Source organism: Roseomonas elaeocarpi (genome assembly GCF_042433915.1).
GTDB classification, from domain to species: Bacteria; Pseudomonadota; Alphaproteobacteria; order Acetobacterales; family Acetobacteraceae; genus Roseomonas; species Roseomonas elaeocarpi.
The window spans coordinates 111,356-126,801 of record NZ_JBHLUN010000005.1; the positions used below are offsets into that span (position 1 = coordinate 111,356).

General features: G+C 70.1%; 15 protein-coding genes. 3 read left to right on the plus strand and 12 right to left on the minus strand.

Going from position 1 to position 15,446, the window contains the following annotated elements; genetic code table 11:
- From ACFFGY_RS06010 to ACFFGY_RS06055, 10 genes are all read right to left on the minus strand, one after another.
- On the minus strand, positions 1-1,014 hold the full coding sequence (locus ACFFGY_RS06010; RefSeq protein WP_377043523.1) for an ABC transporter substrate-binding protein: 1,014 nt from the start codon (positions 1,012-1,014) through the stop codon (positions 1-3).
- 197 nt (positions 1,015-1,211) lie between these two features.
- Positions 1,212-2,519: a citrate synthase gene (gene gltA / locus ACFFGY_RS06015; RefSeq protein WP_377043524.1), complete on the minus strand. Its 1,308-nt coding sequence runs from the start codon at positions 2,517-2,519 to the stop codon at positions 1,212-1,214.
- A gap of 114 nt (positions 2,520-2,633) precedes the next feature.
- Entirely contained in the window at positions 2,634-3,125 is a 492-nt protein-coding gene (locus ACFFGY_RS06020) for a thermonuclease family protein (RefSeq protein ID WP_377043525.1), read from the minus strand.
- A 207-nt stretch (positions 3,126-3,332) separates the two neighbouring features.
- Positions 3,333-3,911, minus strand: coding sequence for a DUF3035 domain-containing protein (locus ACFFGY_RS06025; RefSeq protein ID WP_377043526.1), 579 nt, complete (start codon positions 3,909-3,911; stop codon positions 3,333-3,335).
- Positions 3,908-4,417 carry a signal peptidase II gene (lspA, locus tag ACFFGY_RS06030; RefSeq protein ID WP_377043527.1) on the minus strand — a complete coding sequence of 170 codons (510 nt, stop codon included), beginning with the start codon at positions 4,415-4,417 and terminating at the stop codon, positions 3,908-3,910. The genes ACFFGY_RS06025 and lspA overlap by 4 nt, the downstream gene beginning before the upstream one ends.
- 11 nt (positions 4,418-4,428) lie before the next feature.
- On the minus strand, positions 4,429-7,311 hold the full coding sequence (gene ileS, locus ACFFGY_RS06035; RefSeq protein WP_377043528.1) for an isoleucine--tRNA ligase: 2,883 nt from the start codon (positions 7,309-7,311) through the stop codon (positions 4,429-4,431).
- Between the two features lie 289 nt (positions 7,312-7,600).
- The gene (locus ACFFGY_RS06040) at positions 7,601-7,723 is read right to left on the minus strand and encodes a hypothetical protein (RefSeq protein WP_377043529.1); all 123 of its coding nucleotides are present in this window, start codon (positions 7,721-7,723) and stop codon (positions 7,601-7,603) included.
- 92 nt (positions 7,724-7,815) lie between these two features.
- Positions 7,816-7,938, minus strand: coding sequence for a hypothetical protein (locus tag ACFFGY_RS06045; RefSeq protein ID WP_377043530.1), 123 nt, complete (start codon positions 7,936-7,938; stop codon positions 7,816-7,818).
- Between the two features lie 314 nt (positions 7,939-8,252).
- Entirely contained in the window at positions 8,253-9,167 is a 915-nt protein-coding gene (locus ACFFGY_RS06050; RefSeq protein ID WP_377044026.1) for a bifunctional riboflavin kinase/FAD synthetase, read from the minus strand.
- A gap of 62 nt (positions 9,168-9,229) precedes the next feature.
- Positions 9,230-9,829: an LOG family protein gene (locus tag ACFFGY_RS06055; protein WP_377043531.1), complete on the minus strand. Its 600-nt coding sequence runs from the start codon at positions 9,827-9,829 to the stop codon at positions 9,230-9,232.
- Between the two features lie 167 nt (positions 9,830-9,996).
- Between ACFFGY_RS06055 and ACFFGY_RS06060 the strand changes: the two genes are divergently transcribed.
- The gene (locus ACFFGY_RS06060) at positions 9,997-11,124 is read left to right on the plus strand and encodes a M20 family metallopeptidase (RefSeq protein ID WP_377043532.1); all 1,128 of its coding nucleotides are present in this window, start codon (positions 9,997-9,999) and stop codon (positions 11,122-11,124) included.
- Between the two features lie 48 nt (positions 11,125-11,172).
- Here the strand turns inward: ACFFGY_RS06060 and ACFFGY_RS06065 are convergent, their stop codons facing one another.
- On the minus strand, positions 11,173-11,607 hold the full coding sequence (locus tag ACFFGY_RS06065) for an NUDIX hydrolase (RefSeq protein ID WP_377043533.1): 435 nt from the start codon (positions 11,605-11,607) through the stop codon (positions 11,173-11,175).
- Between the two features lie 274 nt (positions 11,608-11,881).
- On the opposite strand from ACFFGY_RS06065, the gene ACFFGY_RS06070 reads away from it, so the two are divergent.
- Positions 11,882-12,505, plus strand: a complete 624-nt coding sequence (locus ACFFGY_RS06070; protein WP_377043534.1) for a DUF47 domain-containing protein — start codon at positions 11,882-11,884, stop codon at positions 12,503-12,505.
- Positions 12,506-12,526: 21 nt separating this feature from the next.
- The gene (locus tag ACFFGY_RS06075; protein ID WP_377043535.1) at positions 12,527-13,528 is read left to right on the plus strand and encodes an inorganic phosphate transporter; all 1,002 of its coding nucleotides are present in this window, start codon (positions 12,527-12,529) and stop codon (positions 13,526-13,528) included.
- Positions 13,529-13,625: 97 nt separating this feature from the next.
- Here the strand turns inward: ACFFGY_RS06075 and ACFFGY_RS06080 are convergent, their stop codons facing one another.
- Positions 13,626-15,311 carry a M28 family peptidase gene (locus ACFFGY_RS06080; RefSeq protein WP_377043536.1) on the minus strand — a complete coding sequence of 562 codons (1,686 nt, stop codon included), beginning with the start codon at positions 15,309-15,311 and terminating at the stop codon, positions 13,626-13,628.
- Between the last annotated feature and the right edge of the window lie 135 nt (positions 15,312-15,446).

The following is a 15,446-nucleotide window of genomic DNA, read 5'->3' on the forward strand; positions in this document are numbered from 1 at the left end:
TCAGCGCTGTTCCAGGAGGTCGTTGAAGCGGCGCAGCGTCGCGTCGTTCTCGCGCAGGGCGCGCGCGGCATCCAGCGGCATCACCTTGATCGAGGCCGGGTCGGGGAAGCCTTCCGGCGGCGCGACCTTGGGGTCGGCCGGCAGGAAGCCCTGGCGCGAGGCCAGCTCCTGCCCGTCGCGCGACAGCAGGAAGGATACGAAGGCGATCGCCGCCGGGGCGTTCTGCGTGGAGGACAGGATGGCCGCGGGCTCGGTCACGGCGCTGACGCCGTCCTCGGGAAACACGAAGCGCACCGGGGCGCCCTTCGCGGCAGCGCGGATCGCGAGGTAGTCCACCACGATGCCGTAGGGACGCTCACCGGTGGAGATGGCCTGCATGACCTGACCGTTGCCGCCGCGCGCCTGCACGCCGTTCTCCACCAGCTTGTTCAGGTAGTCCCAGCCCAGCGCGCCGTCCTGCGCCGTGGCCGACAGGTGCAGCGCCGCGGCGCCCGACACGGCGGGGGAGGGCATGGTGACGAGGTTGCGGGTGCGGGCATCCACGAGGTCCGCCCAGCGCTTCGGGGCGAAGGGCGCGCGGGTGTTGTAGGCGATGCCGGTGGTGATGAGCTTGGTGGCGAAGTAGCGGCGCTGGCCGTCGATCTGCGCCGCCGGAACGTTGCCGATCTGCACCTCCGGGCTTGGGCGCAGGCGGTTCTCGGCGGCCAGGCTTTCCATGGTCAGCGCGTCGGCCAGCAGCAGGACGTCGGCACGCGGCGTGCCCGAGGCGATCTCGGCCCGCAGGCGCGGCATGATGTCGTTGGTGCCGCCGCGCAGCCAGTCCACCTGCACGTTGGGGTAGCGCTTGCGGAAAGCCTCCACCGTCTGGGCGGCGTCGGCCTCGAGCTGGCTGGTGTAGAGCGTCAGCTTGCCGCTGACCGCCGCCGGGTCCGTCCCCTGGGCCCGTGCCATGGCGGGCAGGCCGGCGGCACCGAGGGCAAGCGGGAGACCGAGAAGCAGGGAGCGACGGCGCATGGCGGAACCCGATGGAAACTACGTTGCGCCGCCTGATGGAACCTGCGGCCGTGGTTGGGAAGGGGAGAAGCGTGAAACCTGCGTGACACACATTCGAAACGAAGCGGCCGGAACAGGAACGGCCCTGGGGCGTGCGCACGCCCCAGGGCCGTCCTGCTGATGCCCGGGGCCCGGAACACGGTCCGGGCCCCGCTCTCTCAGCCGCGCTCGGCGATCGGCTTCACGTCGCGGTTGACGGCGCCGGTGTAGACCTGACGCGGGCGGCCGATGCGCTGCGTCGGGTCCTCGATCATTTCCTTCCACTGGCTGACCCAACCCACGGTGCGGGCCACCGCGAAGAGCACGGTGAACATGCTGGTCGGGATGCCCATCGCCTTGAGGATGATGCCCGAATAGAAGTCGACGTTCGGGTACAGCTTGCGGGAAATGAAGTACTCGTCCGACAGCGCGATGCGCTCCAGCTCCACCGCCAGGTCGAGCAGCGGCTCGTCGGTGATGCCGAGCTCCTTCAGAACCTCGTGGCAGGTCGCCTGCATGATCTTCGCGCGCGGGTCGAAGTTCTTGTACACGCGGTGCCCGAAGCCCATCAGCTTCACGCCCGAGTTCTTGTCCTTCACCTTCTCGATGAAGGCGGGGATGTTCTCGACCGTGCCGATCTCGCCCAGCATCTTCAGCACCGCCTCGTTGGCGCCGCCATGGGCGGGTCCCCACAGGGCGGCGATGCCGGCGGCGATGCAGGCAAAGGGGTTGGCGCCCGTCGAGCCCGCGAGACGCACCGTCGAGGTCGAGGCGTTCTGCTCGTGGTCGGCGTGCAGGACCAGGATGCGGTCCATGGCGCGCGACAGGATCGGGTTGACCTTGTACTCCTCCGCCGGGACGGCGTTGAGCATGTACAGGAAGTTCTCGGCGTAGCTCAGGTCGTTGCGCGGGTACACGAAGGGCTGGCCGATCGAGTACTTGTAGGCCCAGGCCGCGATGGTCGGCAGCTTGGCGATCAGGCGGAAGGCGCTGATCTCGCGCTGCTGCGGGTCGTTGATGTCCAGGCTGTCGTGGTAGAAGGCGGACAGGGCGCCGACCACGCCGCAGATGATCGCCATCGGGTGGGCGTCGCGGCGGAAGCCGTCGTAGAAGCGGCGAAGCTGCTCATGCAGCATCGTGTGCATGGTCACGCCGCGCTGGAATTCCTGCAGCTGCTTCTGGGTCGGCATCTCGCCGTGCAGCAGCAGGTAGCAGACCTCCACGAAGTCCGACTTCTCGGCCAGCTGCTCGATCGGGTAGCCGCGATACAGCAGGACGCCCTCATCGCCGTCGATGTAGGTGATCTTGCTTTCGCAGGCCGCGGTCATGCCGAAGCCGGGGTCGAAGGTGAAGATGCCCAGATCCGCGTAGAGCTTGCGGATATCGGCCACGGCCGGCCCGATGGAGGCCTCGACCAGCGGCGCGGTGCTCGATCGGTTCGAGCCCTCCAGCGTGATCGTGACCGATCCTTTGGCGCTGCTGCTCATCGGCTGGCTCCTCTTCGGGGTCGACCCGTCCGGGGGGTGACGGGCGCCCTCATGTTGCGGCGCAAATATGCTCCGGTCGTCAGGCTTGTCCACTGCCCCGCCGGATTGGGTGACTTAACGACGCTCCTGCCATTCCGCCGGGGGCACCACGCCGCTGGCCCAAAGGCCCAGGCGCCGGCTACGTGCCTGATCTTCCTTGGCTAGCAGGGTTTCGCCACTCGCCAGCGCCCAGCCTTCCGCGACCAGCTGGGCGTTCACCTCGGTCTCGGCACTGCGGCAAATCCCGAGGGAGCGGCTGAACGCATCGCTGCCATGCAACTGACAGTCAACAGCGTGATGGGCCACGAGGCTGGCCAGCTTCTCGGCCGCCGCGGCCCCGCAATCGAAGCTCCGGCCCGCGGCGTCCACGCAGGTTTCCCCGCGCGGCGGCGCCTGAACGCCATCGAGGCGCACGACCTGATCGCCCAGGCGTAGCGTATCGCCGTCCACCACGTGAACCTCGGAAGGAGGAACGTCCCGTTGCTCGTCAGGATGTTCCGGCCGGGCGGAGGGATGCAGGAAGGCGGTCAGCCGCGACAGGTCCAGTCCGCCCGGAACACCGGACACGGAGAGCCACGCCCCTGCTCCGACGAGCAGGAGGACGAGTAGGAACAGCGGCCATACGGGAAACCGGCTCCGCCGCGCTGCATGGGCGGAGCGGAAGATTTTTCTGGAGCGGGGCACGCGGCGGGTGCCTATCAGATGCGTCCCGCCGATGACAAGCAGCGAATGGGTGGCCGTCCGCTAGCGGCCGCGCCACCCCGCCAAGCGGCCTCAGAAGAGGCCGTCGAAGATCCCGCGCTCCTTGCGCTGGATGATCGGCGTGTCGCCCTGGGTTTCCGGCCGGCCGAGCGCCGCGTTCTCGCGGATGCGCTGGCTTTCGCGCTGCGGGTCCACCGCGACGCCGGGGGCCGGCGGGTCGCGCCAGAACATCAGCCGGTCCACCAGGGTCTGGCTCGGGCGGTTCACCCGCAGGCTTTCCTCATCCACCTGGCGGCGGATGTCCGAACTGACCGGCGCACCGCCGGTGGCCTGCGCCACGAGCGCGCTCTCACCGCTGGACTGGCGGGCGGGCGCCTGGCCCCGGCCGAGGGCGGCCGTCGGCACCAGCGTGCTTTCGGCCTGCTGGCGCGCCGACAGTTCCTGCGGCCGGGTCGCGCCGGGGCGCGGCACGGGCAGGTTGTTCATGTCGGGCGGAACGGACAGGGGCGCGCGGGTGACCACCTGGAACTCGTCCGGGGCATCACGCGTGAAGCCCAGGGTGCGAGCGGTGTCGCCACCGCAGGCGGTGAGCAGTCCGAGGGGAACCATCGCTGGAATCACCAGGGCTGCGATCGGGAGGCGCTTCCTCATGACGGCTCCTTAGCCACACGGCGGTCGCCGGTCGAGGGGGAACGAAACAGGGCATCGGCCGCCAGTGTTACGACGCCCAGCACGATGGCGGCGTCGGCCACGTTGAAGACGTACCAGTGCCAGCCCCAGGCCGAGGCATCCACGAAGTCGAACACCGCGCCGAAGCGCAGCCGGTCGATGACGTTGCCCACCGCGCCGCCCACGATCGCGCCCAGCGCCACCGTGACGGCGCGGGTCTCGGCCCGCGACATCCAGCGCAGCAGCACGATCGCGATCACCAGCGCGAGACCTGCCAGCAGCCAGCCATGCCAGGGCGCCTCGCCCGCCAGCAGCCCGAAGGTCACGCCGTGGTTCCACACCATGGAAAAGTTGAGCCCGAAGGGGCCGGCCGAGAAGACCGGAACCTGGCCGACGGCGGGCAGGTTCAGCCCGGCCGCCATCCACCACTTGCTGAGCTGGTCGGCCACCAGCACCAGCACGGCGGCGGTGAGGCCGAGGGGAAGCATGGCGCGGCGCATCAGCCCACCGCCGCGTCGCAGCGCAGGCACAGGTCGGCGTGGCGGGCCGTGCCGACTTCCTCCAGCACGCGCCAGCAGCGGGCGCACTTGGTGCCGGGCGCGACGGCGGTGGTGGCCAGCAGCGCCTCATCGGCCGCGGCCGCCATGCTGCCCTCCAGCGGCGGCGGGGCGGCGACCGTGACCTGGGACACGATCAGAACCTCCTCCCAGATCGCGGGCGAAAGCAGCTCCGCGGCCTCGCCCGAAGCGCCGAGCTGCACCGAGGCCTGCAAGGAGGAGCCGATTCGCCCTTCGCGACGGTCCGCTTCCAGGAGCTGGGTGATCAGGCCGCGCTCGGCGCGCACCTTGGCCCACTTGGCCGCCAGCGAATCGTCGCGCCATTCCGGCGGCAGGTCCGGGAAGCGCTGGAGGTGCACCGAGCCGTCCTCCGACGGGAAGCGGGCGAGCCAGGCTTCCTCGGCGGTGAAGGGCAGCACCGGGGCCAGCCAGGTCGTCAGGCAGCGGTGCAGCGCGTCCAGCACGGTGCGCGCCGCGCGGCGGCGGTCGCTGTCGGCGGCGTCGCAGTAGAGGCTGTCCTTGCGCACGTCGAAGTAGAAGGCCGACAGGTCGGTGGCGCAAAAGGCGTGGATCTCCGGCACCACGCCCGACCAGTCGTAGGTTTCCACCGCGCGGCGAATTCGGGCATCCAGCTCGCTCAGGCGATGGAGAACCCAGCGCTCCAGCTCGGGTAGGGCCGCGTGCTCCACCCGCTCGGCCTCGGTGAAGCCGTCGAGGTTGCCCAGCAGCCAGCGCAGCGTATTGCGCAGGCGGCGGTACAGTTCCGCCGTCTGCTCCAGGATGCGCGGGCCGATCCGCTGGTCCTCGGTGGTGTCGGCGTTCATCACCCACAGGCGCAGGATGTCGGCACCGTATTTCTTGGTGACTTCCTGCGGCGCCGTGACGTTGCCCAGCGACTTCGACATCTTCCGCCCGGTTTCATCCAGCGTGAAGCCGTGCGTCAGCAGCGCCTTGAAGGGGGCGATGCCGCGGGTGCCGATGGATTCCAGCAGCGACGAATGGAACCAGCCGCGGTGCTGGTCCGATCCTTCGAGATAGAGGTCGGCCGGGAAGGGCAGGTCGCGCTCGGGCGTCAGCGTGAAGGCGTGCGTCGAGCCGGACTCGAACCACACGTCCACGATGTCCATCACCTGCTCGTAGTCGTCCGGGTTGCGACCGTTGCCCAGGAAGCGGGCGGCGGCACCGGGCTTGTACCAGGCGTCGGCGCCTTCCTCGCGGAAGGCGGCGGTGACGCGCTCCAGCACCTCCGGGTCGCGCAGCGGCTCGGAGGTGGTCTTGTTCACGAAGACCGGGATCGGCACGCCCCAGGCGCGCTGGCGGGAGATGCACCAGTCCGGCCGGGCGGCGACCATGGAGGTGATGCGGTTGCGCCCGACCTCGGGCACGAAATGCGTGACGGCCAGCGCGTCCAGCGCCTTGGCGCGGATCTGGTTGCCATCGTCCATGGCGATGAACCACTGCGGCGTGGCCCGGAAGATCACCGGCTTCTTGGAGCGCCAGGAATGCGGGTAGGAGTGCCGCAGCGACCCCTTGGCCGCCAGTCTGCCGGTAGCCTCCATCGCAGCCCAGACCGGCTCGTGCGCCTTGAAGACGTGGATGCCTGTGAAGCCCGGCGCCTGCACCGTGTAGGTGCCGTCATCCGCCACCGTTTCCGGCACGGGCAGGCCGAACTGCCGGCCCAGCGCGAAGTCGTCCTCGCCATGGGACGGGGCGATGTGGACGAAGCCCGTGCCGGCATCGGCGGTCACGAACTCGCCCGGCAGCATCGGCACGTCGAAGTCGTAGCCGCCCTCGCCGCCGGCCCAGCCGCGCAGCGGGTGTGCCAGCACCGTGCCGGCGAGCTCGGCGCCCTTGAGCACGCGGCGGATGCTGTGCGCCTCCAGACCCGTGTCGCGGCAGAAGCTTTCCACCAGCGGCAGCGCCACGATGAGGTTGTCGCCCACCCGCAGCAGCGAGCCTTCCGCCACCGTGTCGACGTGGATCAGCGCGTAGTCGATCTCCTCGCCGTAAGCGACGGCGCGGTTGGCCGGCATGGTCCAGGGCGTGGTGGTCCAGATCACCACGTCGGCGCCGAGCGCCTCCTCCACGGGGGAGCGCAGCACGGGGAAGCGCGCGTGCAGCGTCGGGCTGGTGTGGTCGTGGTACTCGATCTCGGCATCGGCCAGCGCGGTCTTCTCGACCGGGCTCCACATCACCGGGCGCAGGCCGCGATAGAGCGAGCCGTTCAGCAGGAACTTGCCGATCTCGCCCGCGATCGTCGCCTCGGAGGAGAAATCCATCGTGGCGTAGGGGTGCTGCCAGTCGCCCAGCACGCCCAGGCGCCCGAACTCCTCCCGCTGAACGTTCAGCCAGTGCGCGGCATAGGCGCGGCACTCGGCGCGGAAGTCGAGGATCGGCACCTGATCCTTGTCGACGCCACCCTTATACTTGCCCTTGGGGTTGCGGTATTCTTCCTCGACCTTCCACTCGATCGGCAGGCCGTGGCAGTCCCAACCCGGAACGTAGTTCGCGTCGCGGCCCGACATCTGGGCAGCGCGGTTGATCACGTCCTTCAGGATCTTGTTCAGCGCGTGCCCGATGTGCAGCGGCCCGTTGGCGTAGGGCGGGCCGTCATGCAGCACGAATTTCGGCAGCCCGGCGGACTGCGCCCGCAGCCGGTCGCGCAGGCCCTGCTGCTCCCAGCGCTCGAGCCAGCCGGGCTCGCGCTTGGGCAGGTCGCCCTTCATCGGGAAAGGGGTGCGCGGCAGGAAGACCGTGCCGCGCCAGTCCACGGCGCTGCCCGTGGCGGGGGCCGCGGTGCTGGCGTCTTGCGGGGCGTCGTTCATGGGGATCGTGTTCCGGGCGTCGGGCGCCAGATGCGGTGGCGACCGCGGGCAGGGGGATGGGTGAAGCGCGAAATCCCGGCTCTCAATCGAGGGCCGGGCGGATAATTCGCGCCTGTGTCCGCCTGAACATGCCGGCGTTATGGGGAGGGCGGGCGTTCCCGGTCAAGCGGTCGCATCCACCCTGGCAAGCCGCTCACGTCCCTGGGTCCGCTCCGGCGGTGATCCGGCGAGCCTGATGTGGCTCAAGCCAAAATCGCAGCGCCGTCCGCCGGACCGCGACGCGGCCCGGTTACTCCGCGGCAGGGAGACTGTCGGCGGCGACGTCGCGTTGCGGGCCCGCCAGGGCGACGCGGAGCACGGTGCTCAGCGCGACGAAGATGGCGAGAGCAATCACGAAGCTGATCTGGTGCATCGTTTTATTTCCCCTTCGTGTTCGATTACTCGGACAACGCCTGCGGCAATTCTGCGCCGGGGCGTGAGCGCCCCGTCGGCGCAGCCGTGGCCTCAGTCCGCCAGGCGGGCGCTGCGCGGCAGGCCGTGCGGGTAGATGGACTTCATGACGACCTGCGCGGCCACGTTGCCGACGGCAACCAGGGCGATCACAGCGATAAAGGCGGTCTCGATCATGAAACAAACTCCTCGGGATCAGTTCCCGTCAACGAGGAGAATATGGGGCGTTGCGGCGCAGCGTCGCAAGCATAGAACGAGTGAATAGCCGCGCTTCGGAGGAATATCTGGACGACGGCCAAGTCAAAATGCTCCGCATCTTATGTAAGACTTGGGCTGTTTATCTTATGCAAGACCTGCAAGGGGGGGCGACGACACCCCCCTCGACAGCACGGCACTGGCTGCTTCGACTGCCCGAAGTCTGGATCCGCGGCTCGGAGCATCACGGGGAAGAGTGTGTGAGGCGGGGCAGCGGGAGCCATCGCTCCCGGGCGTCAGTCTAGGACGCGGCGTGCCTGTCGGGCGTCCTCGGCGATCGCGTCCTTCAACTCCTCCAGCCCCGCGAAGGTCGCGTCGGGACGCAGGAACTGATGCAGCCGCACGCCGATCTCCTGGCCGTAAAGGTCGCCCTGCCAGTCGAACAGGTGCACCTCGAGGCGGGTCTGCGGATCGCCGCCCAGCGTCGGGCGGCGGCCGACATTGGCGACGCCCTTCACCTCGGTGCCGTCGGGCAGGACCACGGTCACGGCGTAAACGCCGCGCGCCGGCTCGATATGCCGGCCGAGCCACAGGTTGGCGGTGGGCCAGCCGAGCACCCGGCCGAGCTTATCGCCGTGCACCACCTCGCCCCGGATTTCCCAGGGGCGGCCGAGATCGGCGGCGGCGCGCTCCGGATAGCCGTCCTGAAGGTTGCGGCGGATGCGGGTGGAGGACACCGTGCCCTCCGCGTCGGTGACGGGGGGCACGACCGTCAGGCCGATGCCGCGCCGCTCCGCTTCCCGGCTCAGCAGCGCCACGTTGCCGCCGCGGCGATGGCCGAAGGCGAAGTCCGCGCCGCAGGCCAGGTGGCGGGCGCCGATGCCGCGATGGAGAACCTCCTCCACGAAGGCTTCCGCCCCCATCGCCGCCAGCTCCGCCCCGAAGGGCAGGGCATAAACCACCCGGCAGCCGGCATCGCGCAGGGCGGCGCACTTGGCGGGCTGCGGGGTCAGACGGAAAGGCGGGTCCTCGGGCCGGAAATGCTCGCGCGGGTGCGGCTCGAAGGTCAGGGCGGCCAGCGGCAGGTCCGGCCGTGCGCCGTGCGCCGCGCGCAACACGGCGCGGTGGCCGATATGCACGCCGTCGAGGTTGCCCAGCGCGACCGTGGCGCCGCGCGCCGCGGCCGGCACGTCGCGCCAGTCATGGACCACGGTGAAGCCGCCGGGCTGATCGCCGCTGCCAGCGCAAACGGCGGAGGTGCTGGGGAAGCTCGTCACGCCTGGGCCGGGCTCTCGATCCACTTCGGCACCGCCGGGGCCCGGAAGTTCCGCAGCATGCTGATCGCCTGCTCGGGCGTGTCCGCGCGCATGGCCAGCAGCCGGTGCTCGGGCTTGAGGAAGCCTTCCCGCTGCATGGAATCCAGCAGCGTCATCATGCCTTCCCAGTAGCCCTCGACGTCCAGGAACACCGCGCCCTTGCCGTGGAGGCCGAGCTGCGACCAGGTCAGGACCTCGAAGACCTCCTCCAGCGTGCCGAAGCCGCCGGGCAGGATCACGAAGCCATCCGACAATTCCGCCATCATGGCCTTCCGCTCGTGCATGGAACGCACGACGTGCAGGCGGGTCACGGAACCGTGTCCGACCTCGCGCTGCATCAGCGCCTCGGGGATCACGCCATCCACCTCCGCACCGGCCTGCATCGCCGCGTCCGCCACGACGCCCATCAGCCCGACCTTGCCGCCCCCGTAGACGAGGTCCATGCCCTCGGCCGCGATCTGCTGACCCAGGGCGCGCGCGACCTCGGCATAGATCGGGCGGGCGCCCGGATTGGCCCCGCAGAACACGCAGACGCGCTTCATTGTCTTGTCTTCCATACCGTTGATCTAAGGCCATCACGGTCCCGAGCGATAGCGACCGGCCGGGAAAGACAGTTTCGCGTCGCGAGCCTGCTGCGCCGCTTCGGAATGGCTGAGCATGGACAAGCCGCTCCCCCAGCGCGACACCGGCCTTCCTGCGACGAGCGCGAAAGAAAGGATGGGGCATGGCGTCGATCGACCTGGGCACCAGCGAGAAGCTGCTGGCGGAACTCCGTGGCTGGGTGGAGATCGAGACCCCCACCACCGACGCGGCGGCGGTGAACCGGCTGCTGGACCGGGCCGAGGCTGGCCTGCGCGAGGTCGGCGCCGCGCTGGAGCGCATCCCGGGGCAGGGCGGCTACGGCGACAACCTCCTCGCCCGCACGCCGGGGGAGGGCGCGCCGCTGCTGGTGGTGGTGCACCTGGACACAGTGTGGAACCACGGCACGCTGGCCGGCCCGATGCCCTTCCGGGTGGAGGGCGAGCGCGCCTACGGCCCCGGGATCTACGACATGAAGTCCGGCTCCTTCCTGGCCTTCCACGCGGTGCGCGAGATCCTGCGCCAGCGGGTGCCGACCCGGCGGCCCGTGACGCTGCTGTTCACCCCCGACGAGGAAGTGGGCTCGCCCACCTCGCGCGCGATCATCGAGAACGAGGCGCGCCGCTCCGCCGCCGTGCTGATCGCCGAGCCCGCGGGCGGGCCGCAGGGCGCCTGCGTCACTGCGCGCAAGGGCGTTGGCCGCTTCGACGTGAGGATCCACGGCGTGTCGGCCCATTCCGGCGGCAACTGGACCGAGGGGCGCAGCGCCGTGGTGGCGCTGGCCGAGCTGATCCGCACGGTGCACGGCATGGTCGACCTCGAGCGCGGCACCACCACCAACGTGGCCCCGGTCTGGGGTGGCACGCGGCCCAACGTCGTGCCGCCGGAAGCGGGCTGCGAGATCGACCTGCGCGTGGCGACGGCGGAGGATGGCAAGGCCGCCGAGCGCGCCATCCTGGCCCTGGCCGGTGAGCGCGACGGCATCCGCATCGAGGTTTCGGGCGGCATGAACCGGCCGCCGATGGTGGAGAGCGCCGAAACCCTGCGCCTGTACGAGGCGGCGCGCGCCCTGGCGCGGGAGGTCGGCTACGACCTGCCCAAGCAGCACCGCGGCGGCGGCTCGGACGGCAACTTCACCGCGGCGCTGGGCATCCCGACGCTGGACGGGCTGGGCTGCACCGGGGCTGGCGCCCACGCGCCGCACGAGCACATCCTGTGGCGTGACCTGTTGCCGCGCGGGCAGGTGCTGGCGAGGCTGATGCAAACGCTCTGAAATGCGTGGCCGCCATTCCGGAAAGGGAATGGCGGCTGGGCCGCTGCCTCAGCTGGCGGGGACGGCGAGGCCGAGCAGAAGGGTCACCAGCTCGGCTTCCTCGACCTCCAGCGCCGCCTGGGCCGGGGTGAACCAGCGCGTTTCCCGCTCCCGCCGCTCCGGCCAGTTCTTGACCTGCCGCTCCACCCGCAGCGGAAACACCGCCACGTCGCAGGGGATCTCGCGACCGCTGCGCAGCCGCTTGTTGTAGTGGTAGCTGCCGATCGACCTGTCCGACACCGCCCCGAGGAGCCCGGCCTCCTCGAAGGCTTCCTTGGCCGCCAACTCGTGCGGGGCGAGGTCCTTCTCGGCCCAGCCCTTGGGCAGCACCCAGCGATGCGTTTCGCGGCTCGTCACCAGCATCACGCGCATTTCGCCGTCCACTTCGGCGTAGGGGAGGGCCGCATACTGCCGGCCCAGCCGCTTCTTCAGCTTGTTAGTCATTCGGAACTGTCTTTCTTGACAGCTCAATTCAAGAAAATGGCCGCTGTCCACCGAGTAAATGGGGAAAAATTCCGCCTGCGGCAAGGATTCGTTGCCAACCTTCCTCTGCTGTCCAACTGGCGTGACACCGTGGCCATGTTGTGCCGCCCCCGCTAAGAAGGACCACCTGGCCATCACTGCAGGGCCAGGGCTTTGTTGTGCCCGATTCCGGTGCCCTCGCGGCCGGGCCGGGTCGTTGAAGGGTTCTTGTTTGATGCTGAGTTGGTTCCGCCGCATGCTCCCGCATGAGGAGCGCTTCTTCGATCTGTTCGGGCAGCATGCGGACGCCATCGTCGTCGGGGCGGAGGAACTGCGGGCCATGCTCGAAGGCGGCGAGGCCGTGGTGCGGCACTATCCCCGCGTGCTGGACGCCGAGGACCGGGCCGACGCCATCACCCGCGAGGTCGTGCAGGCGGTGCGCCGGACCTTCGTGACGCCCTTCGACCGCGGCGACATCCAGGACCTGATCGGCAGCATGGACGACACGCTGGATCAGATGAAGAAGACCGCCAAGGCCATTTCCCTGTTCGGGATGACGGAGTTCAGCCCCGATATGCGGCGCATGGGCGATGCGATCCTGCGCTGCGCCCGGCTGCTGCGGGAGGCCGTGCCGCAGCTGTCGGACATCAACCGCAATGTCGGCAGCATCAACGCCTTGTGCGAGTCGATCCGCCAGACCGAGGGCGAGGCCGACGACATCCACGACGCCGGCGTCACGACACTGTTTCGCGAAACGCCGGACGGGCAGGCAATGCGCTTCATCGCGGTGCGCGAGGTGTTTGACCTGCTCGAGCGGGTGGTGGACCGCTTTGACGACGCGGCGAACCAGGTCGAAGGCATCGTGATCGAACACGTCTGAGCCGACGGACCCGATAACCCCGTGGAAACCCTGGCCTTTCCCCTGCTCGCCGGCCTCGTGGCCGTGGCGCTGCTGTTTGACTTCCTCAACGGGCTGCACGACGCCGCCAATTCCATCGCCACCATCGTCTCGACGCGGGTGCTGCGCCCGCAATACGCCGTGCTCTGGGCCGCCTTCTTCAACTTCATCGCCTTCGGCATCTTCGGCCTGCACGTGGCGCAGACCGTGGGCGTGGGGATCGTCGACGCCTCCGTGGTGGATGCGCGGGTGATCTTCGGCGCGCTCGCGGGCGCCATCGTGTGGAATCTCGTCACCTGGTGGCAGGGTATCCCGTCGAGCAGCTCGCACGCGCTCGTGGGCGGCATCGTGGGCGCCGGAACCGCCAAAGCCGGCTTCGGAGCCATCGTCTGGTCCGGCCTGGGGCAGACGATGGCCGCGATCGTGCTGTCGCCGCTGCTGGGGCTGTTGCTGGCGCTAGTGCTGGTGCTGGCGGTGTCGTGGATCTTCGCGCGCTCCACGCCCTTCGCCGTGGACCGCACCTTCCGGACCATGCAGTTCCTGTCGGCCTCGCTCTACTCGCTGGGCCATGGCGGCAACGACGCGCAGAAGACCATGGGCATCATCGCCGTGCTGCTCTACTCGCAGGGGCTGCTGAGCGGTGGCTTCCACGTGCCGCTCTGGGTGGTCTTGTCGTGCCAGTCGGCCATGGCGCTGGGCACGCTGCTGGGCGGCTGGCGGATCGTGCACACCATGGGCTCCAAGATCACGCGCCTGACGCCGGTGCAGGGGTTCTGTGCCGAAACGGGCGGGGCGATCACGCTGTTCCTGGCGACCGCGCTGGGCATCCCGGTGTCCACCACCCACACCATCACCGGCGCCATCGTCGGCGTGGGCGCCGCACGCCGGACCTCCGCGGTGCGCTGGGGCGTGGCGGGCAACATCGTGGTGGCCTGGGTGGTGACCCTGCCGGCGGCGGCCATCATCGCCGCCCTGGCCTACGAGGCCGTCGGGCTCCTCGGCTGAAGGAGCGGCGGGAGCCGTCGCGGCGGGCCGGGCGTTCCGCCACCGCCCGCCGGGGCTGGCGGCGGCCTGCCCACGGCGAGGCGCCGGGCGCGCCCGGCTAGGTCACCTGCTTCAGCGCCGACACGGCGGTGCCCAGGGCGTGCAGCAGCCGGTTGCGCGCCCGCGTGGCGCTGACCGTGGCCAGCTTCGCCGCGTCGCTGCCATCCTCGGTGGTGGCCAGGTGACGGATCGGGTCCAGCACGGGCCAGGGCCGCAGCGGCAGCGCCGGATCATGCGCGAAGCGGTCGCCGGTGCCGTAGTCCAGCGGCACCAGCGCGCGGGAGGCCTGCATCAGCGCGCGGTTCACCTCGCCGGCCGCGCCGGCGCTGGCGGTGCTGCCGGTGATCAGGGCGCTCTGCCGCTCCAGCTCCGTCAGGGCGGCCAGCACCGCGTCGAGGCTCAGCCGGTTGCCGATCGCCTTTGCCAGAGGGGCGACCTCGGCGCGCAGCTGCCGGGCATGGGCGGTGTAGTCCAGCGGCAGGATCGGGGTGGTCAGGAGCTCCCACACCGCATGGAGCAGGACGCGGGTGTCGCGCACCTGATTCGCGGGGTCGATCTTGTCGATCAGGTCGTCCGGCGTGTGCCACCACCAGCCCAGCGGGTTGCGCATCGCCACCGGCCCGGGCGGCTGCCCGCTGATCGAGCCGAACATCGAGGGGATGCCGATGCCGGGAAAGGACTCGTCCGAGTTCCGCGTCTTGCGCTTCGCGGCGTAGTTCTGGCCCGAGCCCGCCTTCACCGCGGCCGCACCCAGCGGCGATAGCTCGGCGGCGGCCGCGGCATTTTCCAGCACCGTGGCGCCGATGCCGCCGGGGCTGTCGATGTTCACGTGCGCGACGCAGAACCGGTCGAGCTCCGCCCAATGGTTGTCGGCGTACCAGCTGGAGCCCGAGTAGCGGCCGTGCGAATGGCCCGACCAGAAGCAGATCCGCAGCCCCCGCTGCCACGTGGCGCGGGCCTCGGCGCAGAGGCGCGCGACCTCCAGCATCGCGGCATTGGCCGAGCCGTTGTCCATCACGCCGTAGTGCCAAGTGTCGTGGTGGCCGCTGAACAGCACGAAGGGGGCGTCGGGCCCTTCCGGCCCGTCGAGCTCCGCCACCAGGATCGGTGTCTTGCGCCAGCCGGTGTCGACGGCGGCGTGCAGCACGACCTCGGGTGCCTCGCCGCGCCCCAGCTGCGCCCGCAGCGCCGCGCCGTCGCTGTCCGAGATGGTGCAGGAGGCGATCGTGGGAAGATTCGCCACCGTCTCGGGCGACGGGCTGCCCCAGACCGGCGAGATGCACATCTCGTGCAGGTGCTGGTGGTTGCTGACGTGCAGCGTCGCGGCGGCCCCGGCAGCGGAGGCGCGCGCCGCCATGTCGGGCGTGGACATGCCCTGCACCAGCAGGATCGCGCCGCGCAGGTCGCGCTCCGCGAGGTCGGCCTCCTTGCCATCCCCGACATCCACCAGCGGTGCCCGCAGCCCGCCCGGTGGCGTCGGGCGTGCCATGGAATGGGTGATCGCGCGCAGGGCGCACCCGTCCACCGTGACGGAGGCTTCCCCCGGCAGGCTGATGAAGGCGTCGTGCTCGATGATCCGGGTGCGGTAGCCGGCCTCGTCGAGGCGGGTGCGGACGAAGTCGAGGCTTTCGCGCTCCTCCGGGGTGCCGGACAGCTTCACCCAGCGGGCGAGCTCGGCCAGGTCGGCCATCATCCGGGCGCCGTCGACCGCGTCGTGTGGCGGGGGCAGGGGGGCGTCGGTCATGGCTGTTGCTCCGCAGCAGGGCAGGAAAGGCCGGCGGCTTGGCATAGTCCGGACCGGCCGGGCATCTTCGCGCGCAGAAACAGCCGGTCAACCGCTTTGACCATCGTGGCGGCGGTTGCATACTGCGCGCTCATC